The following is a 14,163-nucleotide window of genomic DNA, read 5'->3' on the forward strand; positions in this document are numbered from 1 at the left end:
ATTGGAGAGACGTTAACCGCGAGGTCAGTTCACGGTGACGTCGAGAAAGATCGGCTTCTTGCCGGCGAGCAACGGGGTGCCGTCGGCGTCCGTCATCTTCCAGAAGATCTTGCATTGGCCCGGGTCGTCGGCGGCGCGGACGCGTACCGTGATGTCGACCGACTCACCCGGCCGCACCGGCCGGATCTCGACCCGCTTCGGCGCCTGGCACGGAGTGTCGTTCATCCGCGTGAGGTAGCGCCCCTCCCATGGGACCGTGCCAGCGTTGCGGATGCGCCAGGTCTTGTCGAAGGACGAGCCACGGTCCACCAGCGTGCCGTCTGGATAGGTCACGTCGCGCTCGAAGACCGAGTTGTCGTGCGGAGTGGTGTGCAGCGTTGTGGACGGCGTGGGGGAGGCCGACGGCTCGCTCTCACCCCTGATGGGAACGAGCCAAGCCAGCAGAGCGGCGCCGACGCCGACCACGCCCGACACGGTCGCGAGCAGGGTCAGCCGCCGCACGGACGTGAGCCGGACGCCGGACTCGGCCGACGCGGCCTGACCGGAGGATGGTTGGACGGAGGTGGGCTGACCCGAGGTGGGCTCGGCGGAAGCAGGCTGACCGGGCGCGGGCTCGTTGGACGGGGGCCGGGCCTGTGAGCCGGCCGGGGGGTGGGGCTCCATGGAGGTCTCGTTCTCGGAGTCGGAGGCGTTCGCCGCCCGCTGCCAATGCGCCCGCCACTCCCGCCTGACCTCTTCTGGGTCCTGCCCCAACTGGTCGACGGCCAGAACCCGGACGAACTCCCAGGTCGTCTCCCAGCTCGGCAGCGTGCTCCCCCGAGCGGCCGCCGCCAGAGACGACTTCGACGCCGCCGCGCCGAGGCGCGAGGCCATGTCGGCGAACGACGGGTCGCCCGCCTCTTCCTTGAGTTGCCAGAGACGATGCGCTAAGAGCGCGACAGGGCCGGACTCGGGAGCCGGCCGGATGGGCCTGCGCCCCCGTCGCGATCCCGTGCCCTCATCCTGCGATCCGGACGTCTCCGCCATTCAATAGAGATTACCAAAAAGGGCAGGCAGAGGTCAGGACCCAGGCAGAGCGGATGCCACCGCGAAATCAGCTCTACCAGGGTCCTGGGTGCGTGGAGTGACTTTTGCGATCAGCCGCAGCGGGTCACTTCGTCGATGGACTGGAGGGTGGGGTGGAAGCCCCGTGAACTTCTTGCTGCCGTGGTCACCGCTCCCCCGGGAGTAACGGTGACGCTGCGATTCGTGACCGCGTGAGGTGCGGGCGCGAGCGCCGAGCGGACCAACATCGTGGCGGCCACGGAAGCGATGTTGTCTCGGCACGGACGCGCATGAAACTGTCCCCGTTTCTGGTTCGGCTTGGCCGGTCGTTCTGCGACCACCATTGCCCGCCGTCGCCGTCACTGCCAAGCGGTTAATGTCCGAGCATTTTCCAACGGACGTTGGACAATTGAATCAGCAGGTCAGAGGTGTAGACCGGGGTGCGACGGCCGGTCGATCAAGGCGCTTGAGAGTCGTTCGAGATGAATCCGTGACGGCCTGCCGCCATGATTCCCCCGGGAAATACGACCACCCGGAGGAACGAATATGAAAAATCTCGCAGCCGCCGTCGTCCCTGTGTTAACCGCCGCCGTCCTCGCGGGCGGCGGCCCGGCATACGCGGCGGCCCCTGCTGACCCGGTCAAGAGCCTGCGCAAGCAGTTCGCCGCCGGGCTCGGAGTGCGGGTTTCGGAGGAGAACCGGACCGTCGTCTCGGGGTACAAGGGCGCTTACCCGACCCGTACCACCGGTGTGATCGGATTCGGCGCGTCCAGTGCCGCGGACTACGATCTCACCTCCAGGGTGAAACTCTCTCCCGAACTCAAGGGAACCCTCGACAAGAAGGACGAGGCGAGGCTGATCAAGCCGCTCCGGGCCGTCAAGGTCGGGCCCCGCACCTATGTGCGCGGCTTCGAATGGGGGACGATGCCCGAGGGGAAGAGCTGGGTGCGCTTCCAGGGCGACTCGTTGTGGGGCAGCCACGGGCAGCGCGGAGGCCAGCTCGTGGACGTTCTCGACCCGCGCGTTCTGAAGGCCGCCATCGCGAAGGCCGCCACCCGTAAGGCGGGCGAATACCGGGGCACGCTCACCGCCCGCGACCTGTACGCTGACCCGCTCGCCCCCACCGAGGTGCGCACGATCTCCTACCGGCTCTTCCTCAACCGCGACCAGTTGCCCGTGCGGCTGGTCACCGAGTACAAGTACACGACCGTCGGGGTCGACCTGGACGGCAAGAAGGTCAAGGAGTCCGTGCACTCGGTGACCGACACCCGTTATTCGGGGTGGGGGACGAAGGTGAAGGTCGTGGCGCCTCCGGCTCGGCAGGTCGTCGACTTCGACGACCTGGAGGGCCCCGCCGCCACGGAGGACCTCAACGGCCCCATCACCCTGAACGGACCGGTCACCACCACCGGCTCATAACGGACCCCAACGGCCGTCGGGAGGGTGCCTCACTCAACGGCAGCACGGTCGGTCGCCGACATCGTGCATGGCTTTGGGCTCGGCGCCTGCGGGGCCCGGCGTGACTGGGGCGCTGACCTGCTCGATAGGGTCGCGTTGCGCAAGGATGTGCTCGCGCGCAGGCCGCGTGAGCCGTCCGGCGGGCAGCGGATGGTGATCGCCCGCGTGCTGCCCGCCGGAGCTTGCGCACCGTCTCCGTCACGAGTGAAGGACTCATCGTGGAATCAGGAACGACCAGCCGAGTCTTCACCGATCCTCGGCACCAATACCCTCATCCGGGGCCGGTGCGATGAGGCTCGGTTTCTTCACCAGGCTGCTCGACGAGGTGCCCGCGGGCGAGCGTTACCGGCTGGCCGCCGAGCAGATCGAGCACGCGGAGGCGTACGGGTTCGACACGGCGTGGGTGGCGCAGCACCACTTCGACGGCGCCGAGGGCGGTCTGCCGGCGCCGCTGGTGTTCCTGGCCCATGTGGCGGCCAGGACCAGCCGCATCCGGCTCGGCACCGGCATCATCACCCTGCCGCTCGAACAGCCGGTGCGGGTGGCCGAGGATGCCGCCGTCCTGGACCTGCTGACCGGCGGGCGGCTGGAGGTCGGCGTGGGCAGCGGCGGGACGCCGTCGTCGTTCGCGCCGTTCGGGCACGACAGCGCCGACCGCGCGGCGATCTACGCCGCCCATCTGGAGACGCTGGTGCGCGCCTGGTCGGGGGAGGACCTCGGCGGCGGGAACCGGCTCTATCCGCCCGCGCCCCGGCTGCTCGAGGCGATCTGGCAGGCGACGTTCTCGGAGGCGGGCGGCGCACGTGCGGGCCGGGCGGGTCACGGGCTGATGTTGTCGCGCACCCAGCCCAGGCCCGCCGACGACCCGCAGGCGACGCTGGCCGACATCCAGCGCCCGATCGTGGACGCCTACTACGCGAACCTCCCTTCGGGGGCGACGCCGCGCATCGTCGCCTCGCGGACCGCGTTCGTGGCCGACAGCAGGGCCGAGGCGCTGCGCTGCGCCGAACAGGGCCTCGGACGAGGGCGGTTGCCGTTCGAGCTGCCCGACGGCGACCTCGACACCCGCATCGCCGCCTTCGACGTGCACGTGGGCACCCCGCAGGACGTCATCGACAGCCTGCGGGCCGACCCCACCCTCGAACGGGTCACCGATCTGGTCTTCCAGGTGCACTCGGTGGATCCGCCGCACCCGCTCGTCCTTCGTTCGATCGAGCTGCTGGCGACCGAGGTCGCGCCCGCGCTCGGCTGGGCGCCCGACGCGCTCACCCGCCGTCCGGGATAGGGCCTATACACCAAACCAAGCGCTTGCTACGCTCCGGCCATGATGTCCACGGTCGTCTGGGGCACGGGCAACGTCGGGCGTGCCGCCATCCGCGCCGTCGAAGCCCATCCGGCGCTCAAGCTCACGGCCGTGCTCGTCCACGACCCCGCCAAGGCCGGCCGCGACGCGGGCGACCTGGCCGGACTCGGAGGCGACCTGGGCGTCACGGCCACCTGTGACGTCGAAGCCGTCCTCGCGGCCGGCCCCCGCGCCGTCGTGTACGCCGCCTCCGGCGACATCCGCCCCGACGCCGCCCTCGCCGACGTCGTCAGGGCGATCAGGGCCGGAGCCGTGGTCGTCACCCCCTCGCTGTACGCGTTCTACGACCAGGGCGGTGCCCCGCAGGAGCAGCGGGAGCAGGTGCTGAAAGCCGTCGGGGACGGCGGCGGGTCGCTGTTCGTCTCCGGCGTCGACCCCGGCTGGGGCAACGACGTGCTGCCGCTGCTGATCAGCGGCCTCGGCACGAGCATCGACGCCGTCCGCTGCCAGGAGATCTTCGACTACTCGGCCTACGACCAGCCCGACTCCGTCCGGTACCTGGTCGGCATGGGCCAGCCGATGGACTACCAGCCGCCGATGCTCGCCCCGACGGTCCCGTCCATGGTCTGGGGCGGTCAGGTGCGCCTGATGGCCAGGGCCCTGGGCGTCGTCCTCGACGAGTTGCGCGAGAGCGTGGAGCGGCGCCCGCTCGAGGCGGCCGTGAACACCGAGGCCATGGGCGAGTTCGCGGCGGGCACCCAGGGCGCGGTGCGGTTCGAGGTGCTGGGTGTCGTCGAGGGCGTGCCCCGCATCGTCGTCGAGCACGTCACCCGCATCCACCCGTCCTGCGCGCCGGACTGGCCCAGCCCGCTCAGCGGCGACGGAGCCCACCGGGTGATCATCGAGGGCAGCCCGCGCATCGAGGTGACGGTCGAGGCCACCGACGAGGGCGGCAACCGCGCCGCCGGCGGGAACGCCACCGCGGCGGGACGCCTCGTCAACGCCATCGACTGGCTCGCCGACGCGGAACCTGGCCTCTACGACGCGCTCGACGTCCCCCTGCGCCCCGCGACCGGCCGGCTCGGAAGGAAACCCGCATGATCATCGACATCCCTGAGGGCAAGGACGCCATCGAGTACGTCTGGGGCGAGATGATCCCCGGCATCGGGGTCGCCGCCTCGAAGTACTCGATGGCCGTCTACGCCCACACGACGCTCGGGCTGCGCGAGTTCGAAGCCGCCCGGCTGCGGATCGCGCAGATCAACGGCTGCGCCTTCTGCCTCGACTGGCGCACGGAACGCGACGGGCAGCAGGTCGAGGACGGCTTCGCCGACGCGGTGGCCGAATGGCGCACCACCGGCGCCTTCGACGAGCGCACCCGCCTGGCCGCCGAGTACGCCGAGCGCTACGCCCTGGACCACCACGGCCTCGACGAGGAGTTCTGGTCCAGGATGACGGCCGTCTACAGTCAGCACGAGATCGTGGAGCTGAGCATGAGCATCGGCTCCTGGCTGGCGTTCGGCCGGCTCAACCACGTGCTGGGCCTGGACACCGTGTGCCGGTTGCCCAGCGGCTCATCGCCCGCCGCCGCGCGGGCCCGTCCGTAGGAGCAGCTCATGGGTCACGACATCTCGCGCCGTGGTTTCATCGCCGGAGCCGGTTCCGTCATCGGGGCCGTGGCCGGCCAGCACGCCCTCGCGGGCCCCGCCACGGCGGCCCCGACGGCCCCGATCCCGGACGGCGCCCGCGTGCCCGTCCTCATCGTCGGCAGCGGGTACGGCGGCAGCGTGGCCGCGCTGCGACTGGCCCAGGCGGGCGTGGACGTGCACCTGGTCGAGATGGGCATGGCCTGGGACACGCCCGGCTCCGACGGCAAGATCTTCTGCAATACCCGCGAGCCCGACTACCGCTCCTACTGGCTGCGCACCAGGACCAAGGCCCCGCTCAACTACTTCCTCGGCTTCCCGATCGACCGGGACATCCCCCGCCACACCGGCGTGCTCGACGCGGAGGAGTTCGCCGGGATCACGGTCTACCAGGGCCGCGGCGTCGGCGGCGGCTCGCTGGTGAACGGCGGCATGGCCGTCACGCCCCGGCGCGAGAACTTCCCGGCCATCCTCCCCTCGGTGAACGCCGGCGAGATGTACGACGTCTACTATCCGCGCGCCAACGCGGGCCTCGGCGTCGGCACCATCGACCCGGCCTGGTTCGAGGGCACCGACTGCTACCAGTACGCCCGCGTCGGCCGCAAACACGCCCAGCGCTCGGGGTTCCCGTTCGTCTTCGTCCCGGACGTGTACGACTGGGACTACATGGAGCAGGAGGCGGCCGGCACCGTGACCAAGTCGGCGCTGGCCGGCGAGATCCTCTACGGCAACAACCACGGCAAGAAGTCCCTCCAGAAGACCTACCTGGCCAGGGCCAAGGCCACCGGCCGGGTCGCCGTCTCGCCGCTGCACCGCGTCACCACGGTCGCACCCGCCTCGGGAGGCGGCTACCGCGTCGTCATCGAACAACTCGACACCACCGGCGCCGTCACGGCCACCAAGTCAGTGACGGCGGACCGGGTCTTCTTCGCGGCCGGCAGCGTCGGCACCAGCAAGCTGCTGGTCAAGCTGAAGGCGACCGGCGCGCTGCCCAACCTGAACGGTGAGATCGGCAAGGGCTGGGGCGACAACGGCAACGTCATGTGCGGCCGCGCCAACCACCTGTGGGACCCCACGGGCAGCCTCCAGTCGGCCATCCCCTGCTGCGGCATCGACAACTGGGCGGCCGGAGGCGCGTTCGCCGAGGTCGCGCCCCTGCCCACGGGCATCGAGACGTTCGCCTCGTTCTACCTGTCGATCACCAACAACCCGAACAGGGCGCAGTTCACCTGGAACGCCGCCGCGGGCAAGGCGGAGCTGAGCTGGCAGACGGCCTGGAAACAGCCGTCGATCGACATGGCCAAGTCCATCTTCGACAAGATCAACTCCAAGGAGGGGACGATCTACCGGACGGACCTGTTCGGCGTCTACAAGGTCTGGGGCGACCACCTCACCTACCACCCGCTCGGCGGCGCCGTGCTGAACAAGGCCACCGACAACTACGGCCGCCTGACCGCCTACCCCGGCCTGTACGTCATCGACGGCGCGCTCATCCCCGGCAACACCTCCGTCAACCCGTTCGTCACCATCACCGCGCTCGCCGAACGGAACATCGAAAAGATCATCGCCACCGACCTGTGAGGGCTGGCACATCTCACATCCGTGGTTCACGATGGTGAGCCGGATCCATCCCCTCACGAGGAAGGTCGATGTCATGCGTTCACGTGCTTGGGCGGTGTTACCCGCCGTGGTCGCGGCCTGCCTGCTGGCGGCCCAGCCCGCGACGGCGCAGGCGCCGGTGAAGTTCCACGCCGACTCCGGCGACCAGTGTCAGCGCGGCGTGACCGAGGGGACGCTGGAGTGGGTGGAGGGCCCGGTCGTCAGGCCTGCTGTGCGGGTCGCCGGCGACCTGACCGACGGCGGCGTCAACTCGCCGTGCGCCATCGACGACATGTACTCCAGGGCGTCCTTCAGCGCCTACAACGGCACGACCCTCGTCGACACCGAGACGGTCAAGGCCGACGACGGCACCGTCCCGGTGGCCCTGTCCCTGTCCGACGCGACCGGGGTCGCCGCCATCGACCGCGTGGTCGTCCAGGTGTGCCGCTTCAGCAACACCCCGATCGGGCTCAGCTACTGCGGCCCGGTCTCCGAGTACAAGCGCTGACGGACATCAGTCCGCTTGGCGATCGGAACGCTTCCCGCTGCGCCTCGAAACGCCCGCAACCGGGCGGCCCGCCGGCCGCTGTGCGGACGAATCTCGGCGACGGTCTAAAGTCAGATCGGCGGAGGACCGAGCGGGGAGGCGTTCCATGGCACGTGCCGACACCGGGCCCGATTTCATCGAGGCGCTGGCGCGCGGCCTCGACGTGATCAAGGTGTTCCGGCCGGGCCGTCCCGTTATGACCCTGACGGAGGTGGCGACCGCGGCCGGGCTGGCCCGGCCCACGGCCCGCCGCATCCTGCTCACGCTCCAGGAGCTCGGCTACGCCAGGAGCGAGCAGGGCGGCTATGCGCTCACGCCGAGGGTGCTGGAGCTGGGCGTGACGTACGTGCGCTCGATGGGGCTGTGGGAGATGGCCAGACCGCACATGGAGCGGCTGGTGGCCCAGACCCACGAGTCGTCGTCCATCGCCCAGCTCGACGGGTCCGACATCGTGTACGTCGCCCGCGTGGCCGTACCCAAGATCGTCACCCTGTCGGTGCAGATCGGGACCCGTTTTCCCGCCATGCAGACCTCCCTGGGCAAGGTGCTGCTCGCCGCCCTGCCGCCCGCCGACGTCGACCGGGTCCTGGCCGAGCCCAGCCGCTCGGGCGTCGAGCCGCGCCGGCGGCCCGACCGCGCCGCGCGCGAGGCGGCCCTGCGCGAGGTCAGGGCCAAGGGGTGGGCGCTGACCGACGAGGAGCTCGCCCTGGGCATCCGCAGCGTGGCCGCGCCGCTGCGAGACGGCCTCGGCAACGTGATCGCGGCGATCAACGTCAACGCGCACGCCGCCGAGACCTCGGTGGAGCGCCTCACCGGCGAGCACCTGCCGCTGCTGCTGCAGACGGCGAGCGCGATCAGCGCCGACTGGGCGATGCGCGAGGCCGTGCCCCACGTCACGGTGTCCTGACCGGGGCCGGCGACTACCGCGCGCCCAGAACGAGGAGACCTTGTCCCGCCAGTAGGGGGTGAAGGTGAACTTCTTGCAGTTCGCGCTGGAGCCCCGCCACTTGGCCATCGCGCCAGCAGGAAGGTAGACGGCCAGATGTTGAGTCTGTGTTGAGTCCTGCTCACGTGGCGATGTCCGGGTAGGGCAGCGCGAAGTGTCCCAGCTTGCGCGCGTACTCCTTCTGGAAGGTCAGCGGCTCGGCGTGGTCGCGCTCGAACATGGCGATGAACAGCGTGAGCGTCAGGAACGGGTGCGCGCCCAGCTCGAACAGCCGCACGTAGTCGTGGCCGGTCAGCGCCGCGCGTTCGTCGTCGTCGAAGCGGAGCCAGGTGGTGGCCTCGCCGCTGTGGCAGTTGAGCAGCGCGCCCGCCATCTCGGCCTCCCACCACTCGACCGTGGCCTGCGGCTGCTCGCGGTAGCGCTCGACCAGGTCAGGATCGCGGTCGACGGTGAAGAGGAACTTGTTCAGCAGATACTTGCTCACGCCCGTCCGCCTCCGTTCGGGTACCAGGTGAAGTACGCCTCCATGGTGTGGAACAGGTCGTAGGTGTCGACGTAGTCGGCCTTCCTGCCCTCTCCCGCCACGCCCATCATGAGCATGAAGTCCATGAAGCCGTGGGTCGCGTTGCCCGGCTCCCACAGGCTGTCCAGGGTGACCTCCGCCAGGCAGCCCTCGATGTCGCCCGAGGAGATCCACTCGACGGCCCTGCGGTCGAACTCCGGGTCGGGCCCGTGCGGCCCGAACTGGCGCGGCCCGCCGAGCTCCAGCGACAGGTGCCCGGTGCCGATGACCGCCACCCGCAGGTTCGACGGCCACGACTCCACCAACTCCCTGATGGTCCTGCCGAGTTGCACGAACCGTTTCGGCCGTGGCAGCGGAGGGGCGAAGATGTTGGTGTAGACGGGCACGATCGGCAGGTCGTTCTGCGGGCGCAGGGTGACGATCGGGCAGGTGATCGAGTGGTCGATGCGCAGCTCGTTGGAGAAGGCCAGGTCGAACCCGGCGTCCAGGCCCTCGCGCAGGATGTGGGCCGACAGGTCCTCCTGTCCGGTGAACAACATCCTGGGCAGGCCGAACTCGCGCTCCTCGTTGTACCAGTTGGCGTCGTAGAAGGGCGCCTTGCCGATGAGGAACTGCGGCATGTTGTCCAGCCAGAGCTGGTGGAAGTGGTCGGACCCGACCATCACCAGCACATCGGGCCTGGCCCTGGTCAGCGTCTCGCGGAAGGACTCGACCTTGCGCACCCACTCGTCGGCGAACGGCGGCCGGTCCTCGCCGGCGGAGGTGCTGGCCCGGTAGTAGAAGGGGTGGTGGGTGGATGCGATGACCGCGACGAGTTCAGCCATGCGTGCCTCCGTCGGCGAGGGGCTCGGGCGGGATGGAGCGGTTGTTCAGGTCGACGGACAGGAAGATGTCGTGGGCGACCGGGTTGCGCAGCTCCTCGGCGAGTTGGCCGATGAGCCCGGCCGTCCTGGCCAGCAGCGCGAACGCGCGCAGCAGCTCCAGCGGCAGCCCCAGGTCGGCCAGGGCCGCCCCGCAGACGCCGGCGCCGTTGAGCGGCAGCGTCCTGCCCAGTACCTTCGGGTGCACGCGGCCGATGGCGGCGAACAGCGACAGGTGCGGCCCGTACAGGCCCTCCTCGGCGGCGATCGCGAACAGCCGCGGCGTGCGCGGGTCGACGTCCTTGTGCACGTGATGGCCCAGGCCGGGGATCCGTCCGCCCGCCGCGCGCCGCTCCCGTACGGCATCCAGCGCGAGGGCGTCCCAGCCGGCGTCGTCGGACGGGAGCGGGCCGCACGCGGCGAGCACGTCGTGCAGGAAACGCCCGCAGTCCTCGGTGACGCCGAGGAAGCGCGAGCCGCCGCCGAGCAGCCCGGCGGCCAGGGCCCCCTGGACGGAGTCGGGCGCTGACAGGTACGTCAGCCGCGTCACGATCGCGGTCGGCGTGAACCCGTGGTCGGCCAGGGCGGCCAGTACCGCCTCGAACACGCGTACCTCGCCCGGCTCGGGACGGCGCTGCGTGGCCAGCCAGAACGCCAGCTCCCCGAACCCCACCTCGCCCATCACCTCGCGCGCCAGGTCCTGCCCGAGCAGCGTGATCGACTCCCGCGAGGACGCGCCGAGCGCCGTCGGATAGTCCCGCTCGTCGCTCACGGACGCTCTCCTTCGGCGGGCCCGGCCAGCCACGCGCGCAGTTCCGCGCCGTGTTCGTCCAGCTCAGGTGGCGGCAGCGCGTAGCCGGCGGGCGTCTCGGAGAACCGGATCGGGTGCCGCGTCGTCGGCACGGCCCGCTCGCCCTCGCCGACCTCCACGACGGGGTCGAGCCCGAACCGCTCGGCCATGGCGAACCCGCCGTCGATCGTGTTGATCGGCCCGCTCGGCACCCCGGCCTCGACCAGCAGCTCGAACCACTCCACCGCGCCCCGCGCGGCCAGCCGCGCGACCAGGATCGGGCGCAGTTCCTCGCGGTTGGCGGTGCGGTCGGCGTTGCGGGCGAAGCGCGGGTCGTCGGCGACCTCGGGGATGCCGAGCACCTCGCAGAGCTTGCGGAACTGGCCGTCGTTGGCGGCGGTGACGATGAGGTCGTCGTCGGCGGTCGGCAGCGGCTCGTACGGGAACACGCTCGGGTGCGCGTTGCCCATCCGGTAGGGCACGACGCCGCCGGCCACGTAGGCGGAGCTGTGGTTGACCAGCCCGGTCAGCGCCGACGACAGCAGGTTCACCTCGACGTGCTGGCCCTGCCCTGTGGCCTCGCGGTGGCGCAGCGCGGCCAGGATGCCGATGACGGCGTGGTTGCCGGCCATCACGTCGAACACCGAGATCCCCGCCCGGTACGCGGGCCCGTCCGGGTCGCCGGTGAGGCTCATCAGCCCGGACATGGCCTGCACCATCAGGTCGTATCCGGGCACCCGCGCCCCTGCCCCCGAGCCGAAACCGCTGATGGAGGCGTATACGAGGCCGGGGTTGCCGGCGCGCGCGGAGGCGTAGTCGAGCCCGTACCTGGTCAGGCCGCCGGCACGGAAGTTCTCGATCAGGACGTCGGCGCGGCGGGCCAGTTCCCTGGCCGCCTCGGCGTCGCCGTCGTCGCGCAGGTCGAGCACGATCGACCGTTTGCCACGGTTGACGCCGAGGTAATAGGTGGACGCCTCGCCGCGGACGGGCGGCGTCCAGGCGCGCGTGTCGTCCCCTTTGGGGGCTTCGACCTTGACGACGTCGGCGCCGAGGTCCGCCAGCAACATCGTGGCGTACGGTCCGGCCAGGACCCTGGAGAAGTCGGCCACCAGCACCCCGGACAGCGGACCTGCGTTCACGCTCTCCCCTTCCGCGCCCTGCGTTCGCTGTACGGACGAGTGTCCGTGTTCGCGATTCTGGCACATTCGGCGCTACGGTTGACAGGTCTGCGTGGAACGTGAAGAGGACGACCGGTGGGCGGACGGTCGTTCGGGGAGATCGGAGTTCAGCGATGAGCGAGTTCGCGACCGGACGGCCCGTGGTGCTACGCGGCGGCACGGTGCTGCCGATGGACGGCAGGCGGGTGTTGCCCCGCACGGACGTGCTCGTCACGGGGGACACGATCGCGGCCGTCGGGCCGGAGCTGGCGGTGCCGCAGGACGCCGTCGAGATCGACGCGACCGACGGCATCGTCATGCCGGGCATGATCGACACCCACCGCCACATGTGGCAGACGGCGCTGCGCGGCTACGGCGCCGACTGGACGCTCACCCAGTACTTCGTCTGGTTCTACCTGGAGCACGGCAAGCTGTTCCGGCCCGAGGACGTGCACGCGGGCAACACGCTGGCCGCCATCGAGGCCCTCGACGCCGGCGTCACCACGGTCGTCGACTGGTCACACGGGCTGCGCACGGTCGACCACGCCGACGCCGCCGCCGACGCGCTCCAGGCCGTCCCCGGGCGGTACGTGCTCGCCTACGGCAACATCCAGCAGCCGCCCGCCGAATGGACGGCCGCGCCCGAGTTCCGAGACTTCGTCCGCAGGCGCGTCACCGGCGATGACCTGTTCGGCTTCCAGATCGCCTTCGACGTGCTGGGCGACCCGGCCTTCCCGGAGAGGCCCGCCTTCGAGGTGGCGCGGGAACTCGGTGCCGCCGTCACCACCCACGCCGGGGTGTGGGGCGCCACCGGCGACGACGGCATCCGGCTCATGTACGACCACGGCTTCATGACGCCGGAGACGATCTACGTGCACGCGGCCTCGCTGTCGGCCGACTCCTACCACCGCATCGCGGCCACCGGCGGCTCGATCTCGGTCTCGACGGAGAGCGAGCAGAGCGCGGGCCAGGGCTACCCGCCCACGTGGGCCGTCCGCGCCCACGGCATCCCGGTGTCGATGTCCATGGACACCAGCGTCTGGTGGAGCGGCGACCTGTTCTCGGCCATGCGCGCCACCCTCGGCGCCGACCGTTCCCGCGAGCACCTGGAGGCGCACGCCAAGGGCGCCACGATCACGCACGCCGGGCTGCGGGCCGAGCACGTCGTCGAGTGGGCCACCCGGGGCGGGGCCCGCGCGCTCGGCCGCGACGACCTGGGCGTCGTCGAGCCCGGCAAGAAGGCCGACCTCGTGCTGATCAAGAATGATCTGTCGCCCGTCTCGTTCCCGTTGCTCAACCCGTTCGGGCACGTGGCGTTCCAGGCTCAGCGCGGCGACGTGCACACCGTGCTGGTCAACGGGCGGGTCGTCAAGCACGAGCACCGGCTGCTCGGGGTCGATCTCGCGGTGGCGCGGCGGCAGGTGGAGGGCACGGTGGAGTACCTGCGGGCCGCGATGGGGGAGGAAGCCTGGGTGAGCGGTATGAACCCGGACATCCCTGATGCGAAGCTCCTCGACAACCCGTACACCTACACCGACTACCGCAGTTCCTCCACCCACACGCGCTGACCGGCTCAGACCAGGCCGACCATGAAGCCTTCGTCCTTGACCCCCAGGTAGGCCGCGGGGCGGAACTGCCGCATCGCGCGCTCGATGACCGGGATGTACTTGGGGTTGGAGCCGAGCGGCAGCCGGTAGCCGTTCTTGACCGTGTGGAACTCCCACAGGTGCTCCATGTCCTGGTGGCGCGAGCGGAAGCCCTGGTCGGCGGGGAAGAGGTCGAGGCGGACCATCGTCTTGCGGAACAGGTAGTCGGCCGGCTTGACGCGGCGTTGCTTCGTCCGCGAGATGCCCACCCCGGCCAGCTCGGTCCACTGGGCGAACCACGGCTTGCCCTCGGGGTCGTCCCAGCGCACGCCGGAGGCGTCGAAGACGAGCCGGCGCGGCCTGCCGACCTTCTTCCACGCGATGAGCGGCAGCAGGCCGATGCCCAGGAAGATCAGACCGAGCACGATGACCACGACCGCGGTGCCCAGGCCGCCGGTCGTCTGGCCGGTGAGGGCGGAGAAGATCACGAAGATCCCGATCACGCCCGAGACGGAGCCGCCGATCAGCGCCTTCACCTTGGCATCGCCGCCGACGTCGATCACCACGGCAGGCGCTTGCGGTGGCGCGTAGGAGGCGGGCTGCTGTGGGGGATATGGGGTGTTGTATGAGGGCTGTTGCGGGCCGTACGTCATGAAGGTGCACGTTAGTCCGTGTCGGTAGCCGTACCGTCACGCTTCATTGTT

14 protein-coding genes are annotated in these 14,163 nt (G+C 70.4%); 8 read left to right on the top strand and 6 right to left on the bottom strand.

Annotation, left to right across the window (positions count from 1 at the left end; translation table 11 throughout):
• Nucleotides 1-24: 24 nt before the first annotated feature.
• Nucleotides 25-1,026, bottom strand: coding sequence for an NBR1-Ig-like domain-containing protein (locus tag ACFOY2_RS03175; RefSeq protein ID WP_379526364.1), 1,002 nt, complete (start codon nucleotides 1,024-1,026; stop codon nucleotides 25-27).
• Between the two features lie 564 nt (nucleotides 1,027-1,590).
• On the opposite strand from ACFOY2_RS03175, the gene ACFOY2_RS03180 reads away from it, so the two are divergent.
• The 7 genes from ACFOY2_RS03180 (at nucleotide 1,591) to ACFOY2_RS03210 (ending at nucleotide 8,504) form a co-directional block, all read left to right on the top strand.
• Nucleotides 1,591-2,463, top strand: a complete 873-nt coding sequence (locus tag ACFOY2_RS03180; protein WP_379526365.1) for a hypothetical protein — start codon at nucleotides 1,591-1,593, stop codon at nucleotides 2,461-2,463.
• A 328-nt stretch (nucleotides 2,464-2,791) separates the two neighbouring features.
• Entirely contained in the window at nucleotides 2,792-3,787 is a 996-nt protein-coding gene (locus tag ACFOY2_RS03185; protein WP_379526366.1) for a putative FMN-dependent luciferase-like monooxygenase, read from the top strand.
• 39 nt (nucleotides 3,788-3,826) lie between these two features.
• Entirely contained in the window at nucleotides 3,827-4,906 is a 1,080-nt protein-coding gene (locus ACFOY2_RS03190; RefSeq protein WP_379526367.1) for an NAD(P)H-dependent amine dehydrogenase family protein, read from the top strand.
• Nucleotides 4,903-5,412, top strand: coding sequence for a carboxymuconolactone decarboxylase family protein (locus tag ACFOY2_RS03195; RefSeq protein ID WP_379526368.1), 510 nt, complete (start codon nucleotides 4,903-4,905; stop codon nucleotides 5,410-5,412). The genes ACFOY2_RS03190 and ACFOY2_RS03195 overlap by 4 nt, the downstream gene beginning before the upstream one ends.
• A gap of 9 nt (nucleotides 5,413-5,421) precedes the next feature.
• Nucleotides 5,422-7,032, top strand: a complete 1,611-nt coding sequence (locus ACFOY2_RS03200) for a GMC oxidoreductase (RefSeq protein WP_379526369.1) — start codon at nucleotides 5,422-5,424, stop codon at nucleotides 7,030-7,032.
• A 73-nt stretch (nucleotides 7,033-7,105) separates the two neighbouring features.
• Nucleotides 7,106-7,558, top strand: coding sequence for a hypothetical protein (locus ACFOY2_RS03205; protein ID WP_379526370.1), 453 nt, complete (start codon nucleotides 7,106-7,108; stop codon nucleotides 7,556-7,558).
• Between the two features lie 145 nt (nucleotides 7,559-7,703).
• Nucleotides 7,704-8,504: an IclR family transcriptional regulator domain-containing protein gene (locus tag ACFOY2_RS03210; RefSeq protein WP_379526371.1), complete on the top strand. Its 801-nt coding sequence runs from the start codon at nucleotides 7,704-7,706 to the stop codon at nucleotides 8,502-8,504.
• A gap of 160 nt (nucleotides 8,505-8,664) precedes the next feature.
• Here ACFOY2_RS03210 and ACFOY2_RS03215 read toward each other — a convergent pair whose 3' ends face one another.
• Genes ACFOY2_RS03215 through ACFOY2_RS03230 form a run of 4 tightly spaced genes read right to left on the bottom strand, consistent with a single transcriptional unit; the run spans nucleotide 8,665 to nucleotide 11,855 of the window.
• A complete protein-coding gene (locus ACFOY2_RS03215; protein WP_379526372.1) occupies nucleotides 8,665-9,027 on the bottom strand; it encodes a hypothetical protein in 363 nt (120 codons plus the stop codon).
• Nucleotides 9,024-9,890 carry a DODA-type extradiol aromatic ring-opening family dioxygenase gene (locus ACFOY2_RS03220; protein WP_379526373.1) on the bottom strand — a complete coding sequence of 289 codons (867 nt, stop codon included), beginning with the start codon at nucleotides 9,888-9,890 and terminating at the stop codon, nucleotides 9,024-9,026. The genes ACFOY2_RS03215 and ACFOY2_RS03220 overlap by 4 nt, the downstream gene beginning before the upstream one ends.
• Nucleotides 9,883-10,698, bottom strand: a complete 816-nt coding sequence (locus ACFOY2_RS03225) for a citryl-CoA lyase (RefSeq protein ID WP_379526374.1) — start codon at nucleotides 10,696-10,698, stop codon at nucleotides 9,883-9,885. The genes ACFOY2_RS03220 and ACFOY2_RS03225 overlap by 8 nt, the downstream gene beginning before the upstream one ends.
• A complete protein-coding gene (locus ACFOY2_RS03230) occupies nucleotides 10,695-11,855 on the bottom strand; it encodes a CaiB/BaiF CoA transferase family protein (RefSeq protein WP_379526375.1) in 1,161 nt (386 codons plus the stop codon). Before ACFOY2_RS03230 ends, ACFOY2_RS03225 begins: the two co-directional genes overlap by 4 nt.
• 152 nt (nucleotides 11,856-12,007) lie before the next feature.
• On the opposite strand from ACFOY2_RS03230, the gene ACFOY2_RS03235 reads away from it, so the two are divergent.
• The gene (locus tag ACFOY2_RS03235) at nucleotides 12,008-13,441 is read left to right on the top strand and encodes an amidohydrolase family protein (protein WP_379526376.1); all 1,434 of its coding nucleotides are present in this window, start codon (nucleotides 12,008-12,010) and stop codon (nucleotides 13,439-13,441) included.
• Nucleotides 13,442-13,446: 5 nt separating this feature from the next.
• Here ACFOY2_RS03235 and ACFOY2_RS03240 read toward each other — a convergent pair whose 3' ends face one another.
• Entirely contained in the window at nucleotides 13,447-14,112 is a 666-nt protein-coding gene (locus ACFOY2_RS03240) for a hypothetical protein (RefSeq protein WP_379526377.1), read from the bottom strand.
• Nucleotides 14,113-14,163 lie beyond the last annotated feature (51 nt).

It is taken from the genome of Nonomuraea purpurea, assembly GCF_042650645.1.
Classification (GTDB): Bacteria; Actinomycetota; Actinomycetes; order Streptosporangiales; family Streptosporangiaceae; genus Nonomuraea; species Nonomuraea purpurea.

Excerpts from the sequence above, each read along its gene's own strand:
- ACFOY2_RS03175 (WP_379526364.1), bottom strand. The coding sequence starts at position 1,026 with ATGGCGGAGACGTCCGGATCGCAGGATGAGGGCACGGGATCGCGACGG.
- ACFOY2_RS03180 (WP_379526365.1), top strand. The coding sequence starts at position 1,591 with ATGAAAAATCTCGCAGCCGCCGTCGTCCCTGTGTTAACCGCCGCCGTC.
- ACFOY2_RS03185 (WP_379526366.1), top strand. The coding sequence starts at position 2,792 with ATGAGGCTCGGTTTCTTCACCAGGCTGCTCGACGAGGTGCCCGCGGGC.
- ACFOY2_RS03190 (WP_379526367.1), top strand. The coding sequence starts at position 3,827 with ATGATGTCCACGGTCGTCTGGGGCACGGGCAACGTCGGGCGTGCCGCC.
- ACFOY2_RS03195 (WP_379526368.1), top strand. The coding sequence starts at position 4,903 with ATGATCATCGACATCCCTGAGGGCAAGGACGCCATCGAGTACGTCTGG.
- ACFOY2_RS03200 (WP_379526369.1), top strand. The coding sequence starts at position 5,422 with ATGGGTCACGACATCTCGCGCCGTGGTTTCATCGCCGGAGCCGGTTCC.
- ACFOY2_RS03205 (WP_379526370.1), top strand. The coding sequence starts at position 7,106 with ATGCGTTCACGTGCTTGGGCGGTGTTACCCGCCGTGGTCGCGGCCTGC.
- ACFOY2_RS03210 (WP_379526371.1), top strand. The coding sequence starts at position 7,704 with ATGGCACGTGCCGACACCGGGCCCGATTTCATCGAGGCGCTGGCGCGC.
- ACFOY2_RS03220 (WP_379526373.1), bottom strand. The coding sequence starts at position 9,890 with ATGGCTGAACTCGTCGCGGTCATCGCATCCACCCACCACCCCTTCTAC.
- ACFOY2_RS03235 (WP_379526376.1), top strand. The coding sequence starts at position 12,008 with ATGAGCGAGTTCGCGACCGGACGGCCCGTGGTGCTACGCGGCGGCACG.
- ACFOY2_RS03240 (WP_379526377.1), bottom strand. The coding sequence starts at position 14,112 with ATGACGTACGGCCCGCAACAGCCCTCATACAACACCCCATATCCCCCA.